This is a genomic window from Enterobacter cloacae complex sp. 6730903, from assembly GCF_048283985.1.
Classification (GTDB): Bacteria; Pseudomonadota; Gammaproteobacteria; order Enterobacterales; family Enterobacteriaceae; genus Enterobacter; species Enterobacter hormaechei_C.
This window is the reverse complement of sequence record NZ_JBLVXX010000088.1, coordinates 1-6,330: the sequence shown is the minus strand read 5'-3', so window position 1 is coordinate 6,330 and position 6,330 is coordinate 1. Positions and strand designations below refer to the sequence as shown.

At 51.3% G+C, this 6,330-nt stretch carries 5 protein-coding genes; 2 read left to right on the top strand and 3 right to left on the bottom strand.

What is annotated here, in order from left to right:
* The first annotated feature begins 210 nt into the window (after nucleotides 1-210).
* Both ACNQ0W_RS24475 and ACNQ0W_RS24470 read left to right on the top strand, forming a co-directional pair.
* Nucleotides 211-1,359, top strand: coding sequence for an MFS transporter (locus ACNQ0W_RS24475; protein ID WP_003858254.1), 1,149 nt, complete (start codon nucleotides 211-213; stop codon nucleotides 1,357-1,359).
* Nucleotides 1,360-1,482: 123 nt separating this feature from the next.
* Complete coding sequence (locus ACNQ0W_RS24470) at nucleotides 1,483-2,004, top strand: anti-virulence regulator CigR family protein (RefSeq protein WP_022650721.1); 522 nt, start codon at nucleotides 1,483-1,485, stop codon at nucleotides 2,002-2,004.
* 36 nt (nucleotides 2,005-2,040) lie between these two features.
* On the opposite strand, the gene pflA is transcribed toward ACNQ0W_RS24470, so the two are convergent.
* The 3 genes from pflA to focA all read right to left on the bottom strand — a co-directional run bounded on the left by pflA (nucleotide 2,041) and on the right by focA (nucleotide 6,176).
* On the bottom strand, nucleotides 2,041-2,781 hold the full coding sequence (gene pflA, locus ACNQ0W_RS24465; protein ID WP_003858250.1) for a pyruvate formate lyase 1-activating protein: 741 nt from the start codon (nucleotides 2,779-2,781) through the stop codon (nucleotides 2,041-2,043).
* Between the two features lie 203 nt (nucleotides 2,782-2,984).
* Nucleotides 2,985-5,267: a formate C-acetyltransferase gene (gene pflB, locus ACNQ0W_RS24460; RefSeq protein WP_003858247.1), complete on the bottom strand. Its 2,283-nt coding sequence runs from the start codon at nucleotides 5,265-5,267 to the stop codon at nucleotides 2,985-2,987.
* 51 nt (nucleotides 5,268-5,318) lie between these two features.
* Nucleotides 5,319-6,176 carry a formate transporter FocA gene (gene focA, locus ACNQ0W_RS24455; RefSeq protein ID WP_017384832.1) on the bottom strand — a complete coding sequence of 286 codons (858 nt, stop codon included), beginning with the start codon at nucleotides 6,174-6,176 and terminating at the stop codon, nucleotides 5,319-5,321.
* Between the last annotated feature and the right edge of the window lie 154 nt (nucleotides 6,177-6,330).

The window sequence follows — 6,330 nt, the reverse complement described above, 5'->3', positions numbered from 1 at the left end:
TTTTCGACTGATGTTTCGTTGTAAAAATTCCCGGAAATAAATAAAAACAAATAGATAATTAATATCAGTAGCAGGCTTTGCATTAGCAGGATGAGTTTTTTAAATCGACAAGGCGCATAACATGCGTGACGCCTGAAACGGTAGATTGACTTTGTTTTTGCCAGTGGCATGATGCGCACGAAATCTGAACTTCCTCACGGTTTTTAATCCATGACCACCTATACCCGCCCGGTGCTTTTGTTGCTCTGTGGCCTGCTTTTGCTGACCCTGGCGATCGCGGTGTTAAACACACTCGTCCCGCTATGGCTCGCCCATGAAAACTTACCGACCTGGCAGGTGGGTATGGTTAGCTCGTCCTTTTTTACGGGCAATCTGCTGGGCACCTTATTAACGGGCAGCCTTATTAAGCGCTTTGGTTTTAACCGCAGTTATTATCTGGCGTCGCTGATCTTTGCCGTCGGCTGCGCCGGTTTAGGACTCATGGTCGGCTTCTGGAGCTGGATGGTCTGGCGCTTTATTGCGGGCGTCGGCTGCGCCATGATCTGGGTGGTGGTTGAAAGTGCGCTGATGTGCAGCGGCACGTCCCGTAATCGCGGGCGTCTGCTGGCGGCCTATATGATGGTTTACTACGTCGGTACCGTTCTGGGACAGCTGATGGTCAGCAAACTGCCAACCGACCTGATGAGCGTGCTGCCGTGGGTGACGGGCATGGTGCTCGCGGCGATCCTGCCGCTGCTCTTTACCCGCATTGTGAATCAAAACAGCGAACATCAGGAAGCCACCCACGTCTGGCCGATGCTGAGACTGCGCCAGGCGCGTCTGGGGGTTAACGGCTGCATTATTTCCGGGATTGTGCTGGGCTCGCTCTATGGCCTGATGCCGCTCTATCTTAACCATCAGGGCGTCAGTGATTCCGGGATCGGTTTCTGGATGGCGGTGATGGTCAGCGCGGGGATTGTCGGCCAGTGGCCGATTGGCCGCCTGGCGGACCGCTTTGGTCGTCTGCTGGTGCTGCGCGTTCAGGTCTTCGTGGTCATCATGGGCTGTCTCGCCATGCTCAGCAACGCTGCGATGGCGCCTGCGCTGTTCATTCTGGGGGCTGCGGGCTTTACGCTCTATCCGGTCGCGATGGCCTGGGCCTGTGAGAAAGTTGAGCATCACCAGCTGGTGGCGATGAACCAGGCTTTGTTGCTGAGTTACACCATCGGCAGTTTACTGGGGCCGACGTTTACCGCTATGCTCATGCAAAATTATTCTGATAATCTGCTGTTTATCATGATCGCCAGCGTGTCGTTTATTTATCTGCTAATGCTGCTGCGCAAAGTGGGCGAACATCCAACGCCAGTGGCCCATGCCTGATTTATTAAAAGCCTGTCGATGACAGGCTTTTTTGTCCCTGTCACATATAAGACTTTTACTTATTGTGAGTTTTTACTGCCTGGCGATAATTCCAATGAGTTCTCCCACTAAAAGGCAGCCATCATGTCTACTCGTCGTTTTTCCACTACCGCACTTGCCGTAGTGTTGGCTTTAACGTTTGCAACGGCTCCGGCCATGGCTAATCCTGGAAACGGGAATGGCGGTGGTCACGGAAACGGTGGCGGACAAGGTAATAGCGGCAATCATGGTAACGGGAACTCTGGTAACCATGGTAATAAGCACAATAACGGTCAGGATAACCCTGGGAAATCGGATAAGAGCTTTAAAAACAGCAAAGATGTCGGTAATGACGTGGATGCTCGCGTGAGCTTCGATCATGCCCGCCATCTGGCACTGAATTACGGCTTAACGGGCTATGACTCTCTGCCTCCGGGTATTGCGAAAAACCTCGCGCGCGGTAAGCCACTGCCTCCGGGCATTGCGAAGAAAACCGTGCCAGCCGATATGCTGGGTCAGCTTCCTTCCTATCCGGGCTATGAATGGCGCGTGGTAGGTGACGACCTGGTCTTAATTGCGCTGAGTACGGCGATTGTGACTTCCGTTATTAACGGCGTCTTTAAATAGAATATAAAAAGGCCCGGTTCTCACCGGGCCTTTTCGTTAATACATGACCTTATGGCCATACTGCTCAAGAATACCTTTGACGCGTTCCATCGTCTCTTTTTTCGGCGGCTTCACGCCATCGAGCTTGTACTCTTCACCCATCGCCACCCATTTATGTTTACCCAGCTCGTGATAGGGCAGGAGTTCGATTTTCTCCACGTTACCCATATCCCGGGTAAATTCACCCAGACGATGTGCAGAGTCATCATCATCTGACCAGCCCGGCACCACCACGTAGCGGATCCAGGTCTTGACGCCTTTGTTGGCAATGTATTTGGCAAATTCCAGGGTACGGTGGTTTGAAACGCCAACCAGATTCTGGTGGATCTCATCGTTCATCTGCTTGAGATCGAGCATGACCAGATCGGTCACTTCAAGCAGTTCATCAATAACCGGATCGTAACGGCGCACAAAGCCGTTGGTGTCGAGGCAGGTATGAATGCCTTCTTTGTGGCAAGCGCGGAACCAGTCGCGCACAAATTCAGCCTGAAGAATGGCCTCACCGCCGGATGCCGTCACGCCACCGCCGGACGCGTTCATGAAGTGGCGATAGGTCACCACCTCTTTCATCAGATCTTCAACGGTGACTTCTTTACCGCCATGGGTGTCCCAGGTGTCACGGTTATGGCAGTACAGGCAGCGCATCAGGCAGCCCTGGAAGAAAGTGATAAAGCGGATTCCCGGGCCATCGACGGTGCCACAGGATTCAAAGGAGTGAATGCGACCAATAATTGACATTGCGGTGATATCTCCGAATTTGGCCCATCCGGGGGCCTATGTAGATGCACAGCTCAAAGGCTATGTCGAGTCTGTTTTGGCTGTTATCCATTAAGTATAGATAGCGGACAAAAGAGACTGATGAAGCGAGGGTGTTAAAAAGGCCCCACTTGCGTGGAGCCTTTATTGTACGCTTTTTAACGCGTGATTTCAGTCAATTCCACTTACATTGACTGAGTGAAAGTACGGGTAATAACGTCCTGCTGCTGTTCTTTCGTCAGGGAGTTAAAACGTACTGCGTAGCCAGATACGCGGATGGTCAGCTGAGGATACTTCTCAGGATGTTCCATCGCGTCGAGCAGCATTTCACGGTTCATCACGTTCACGTTCAGGTGCTGACCACCTTCGATGGACGCTTCGTGGTGGAAGTAACCATCCATCAGACCCGCGAGGTTAGTTTTACGCACTTCGTCGTCTTTACCCAGCGCGTTTGGCACGATAGAGAAGGTGTAAGAGATACCATCTTTCGCGTAAGCAAACGGCAGTTTAGCAACGGAGGTCAGAGAGGCAACCGCACCTTTCTGGTCACGACCGTGCATTGGGTTAGCACCTGGGCCGAATGGCGCGCCAGCACGACGACCGTCTGGGGTGTTACCGGTTTTCTTACCATACACAACGTTAGAGGTGATGGTCAGAACAGACTGAGTCGGGATAGCGTTACGATAGGTAGTGAGTTTCTGAATTTTCTTCATGAAACGTTCTACCAGGTCAACCGCCATGTCATCAACGCGAGCGTCGTTGTTACCAAACTGCGGATATTCGCCTTCGATTTCGAAGTCGATAGCCAGACCATCTTCGTCACGAATTGGTTTAACTTTCGCATATTTGATTGCAGACAGGGAGTCAGCAGCAACGGACAGACCTGCGATACCACACGCCATGGTGCGAACGACGTCACGGTCGTGCAGCGCCATCAGAGAGGCTTCGTAGCTGTACTTGTCGTGCATGTAGTGGATAACGTTCAGCGCGGTCACGTACTGTTTAGCCAGCCAGTCCATGAAGTGGTCCATGCGGTCCATGACTTCATCATAGTTCAGCACGTCGCCTTTGATCGGTTCAGACTTAGGACCAACCTGCATTTTCAGTTTTTCATCAACGCCGCCGTTGATTGCGTACAGCATGGTTTTCGCCAGGTTTGCACGCGCACCGAAGAACTGCATTTGCTTACCAACAACCATTGGACTTACGCAGCAAGCGATAGCGTAGTCATCGTTGTTAAAGTCAGGACGCATCAGGTCATCGTTCTCATATTGCAGAGAAGAGGTGTCGATGGACACTTTAGCGGCGAATTTCTTGAAGTTCAGAGGCAGTTTTTCAGACCACAGAACGGTGATGTTCGGCTCCGGAGAAGGACCCATGGTGTACAGGGTGTTCAGGAAGCGGAAGCTGTTTTTGGTTACCAGAGTACGGCCATCTACGCCCATACCGCCGATAGATTCGGTTGCCCAGATTGGGTCACCAGAGAACAGCTCATCATATTCTGGGGTACGCAGGAAGCGAACCATACGCAGTTTCATGACCAGGTGGTCAATCATTTCCTGAGCGTCTTGTTCAGTGATTTTGCCTGCTTTCAGGTCACGTTCGATGTACGCATCCAGGAAGGTGGATACGCGGCCGAAGGACATTGCTGCACCGTTCTGAGACTTAACAGCGGCCAGGTAGCCGAAGTAGGTCCACTGGATAGCTTCCTGAGCATTGGTAGCAGGACCAGAGATATCGCAGCCGTATTTAGCCGCCATCTCTTTGATCTGACCCAGCGCACGGTGCTGTTCAGCGATCTCTTCACGCAGACGGATAGTCGCTTCCAGGTTTACGCCGTTTTCCAGGTCAGACTGGAGAGAGACGAACTGCGCGTATTTGTCTTTCATCAGGAAGTCGATACCGTACAGCGCAACGCGACGGTAGTCACCGATGATACGGCCACGGCCATAGGCATCTGGCAGACCAGTCAGAACGCCAGATTTACGGCAGTTCAGAATGTCTTTGGTGTAAACATCGAATACGCCCTGGTTATGGGTTTTGCGGTATTCGGTGAAGATTTTTTTCAGCATTGGGTCCAGCTCGCGGTTATACGCTTTGCAGGAACCTTCAACCATTTTGATACCACCGAACGGGATGATTGCCCGTTTCAGTGGTGCTTCAGTTTGCAGACCAACGATTTTCTCAAGGGCTTTGTTGATGTAGCCAGCATCGTGAGAAGTGATGGTAGAAGCAACGGAGGTGTCAAAATCAACTGGCGCGTGAGTGCGGTTTTCCAGTTTAACGCCTTCCATTACGCTGTCCCACAGCTTGGTGGTTGCGTCAGTCGCACCAGCCAGGAAGGATTCGTCACCTTCATACGGGGTATAGTTTTTCTGAATGAAGTCACGGACGTTGACTTCATTCTGCCAGTCACCTTTCGTAAAACCTTCCCAGGCTGTGGCTAACTTTTCATTAAGCTCGGACATGTAACACCTACCTTCTTAAGTGGATTTTTTATTTACTGCCTGAGACAACCATTAATGATGATCGCCGCCACGCAGGTAAATGACCCAGTATGTCAACCCAACTAACAGACCCCCACCGATAATGTTCCCGATAGTGACGGGGATCAGGTTATCAGTAATAAAGTTCATAATAGTCAGGTGTGAAAAACTTTCCGGGGTTGAACCTACAGCAGTCCAGAACTCCGGGCTTGCAAAGTTGCGGATAACAATCCCCATCGGGATCATGAACATATTCGCAATACTGTGCTCAAAGCCGCTGGCAACAAACATCGCAACCGGCAGAACCATAATCATGGCTTTATCCATCAGGCTACGACCAGAGTAGCTCATCCAGACCGCCAGGCAGACCATCAGGTTTGCGAGGATGCCGAGAGCAACGGCTTCGATAAATGTATGGTGCATTTTGTGGTCGGCGGTTTGCAGGACGTTAAGCCCCCAGCCGCCGTTGGCGGTCATGTACTCGCCAGAAAGCCACATCAACAGAACAAAGAGCAGACAGCCAATCAGGTTGCCAACGTAAACGTTGAGCCAGTTGCGCCCCAGTTGACCCCAGGTAATTCTTCCGCTGGCTTTTGCCACCACAATCAGCACCGTTGAGGTGAAGAGGTCGGCGCCGCAGATGACGCAGAGAATCAGGCCCAGTGAGAAGCAAATACCACCAATCAGTTTCGCTATGCCGAAAGGCATCCCGGCTGTGCCGGTGGTGGCTGTGATATAGAAGACGAAAGCGATGGAGATGAACACCCCAGCCGTAATGGCCAGAAAGAACGTCGTCATCGGATGTTTCGTGGCTTTGTAGACACCCGCTTCTTCGGCAACTTTCGCCATCGCAGCGGGGAGTAATAGATCAAAAGGGTTGTCAGCTTTCACACTAACTCTCTCTTTATTAAGTCGGCGACGAGATACTAACAAAGCATTATAGAAGAGAAATTGATATAGATCATATCTCGCCTGGCTTATAGGCCCGCAGTGTGTATGGTTTTACAGCAAAAGCGGAGTAAGTATTTGATTATCCGTATAAAAA

Coding starts and splice junctions, on each gene's coding strand:
- pflA (WP_003858250.1), bottom strand. CDS start 2,781: ATGTCAATTATTGGTCGCATTCACTCCTTTGAATCCTGTGGCACCGTC.
- ACNQ0W_RS24470 (WP_022650721.1), top strand. CDS start 1,483: ATGTCTACTCGTCGTTTTTCCACTACCGCACTTGCCGTAGTGTTGGCT.
- pflB (WP_003858247.1), bottom strand. CDS start 5,267: ATGTCCGAGCTTAATGAAAAGTTAGCCACAGCCTGGGAAGGTTTTACG.
- ACNQ0W_RS24475 (WP_003858254.1), top strand. CDS start 211: ATGACCACCTATACCCGCCCGGTGCTTTTGTTGCTCTGTGGCCTGCTT.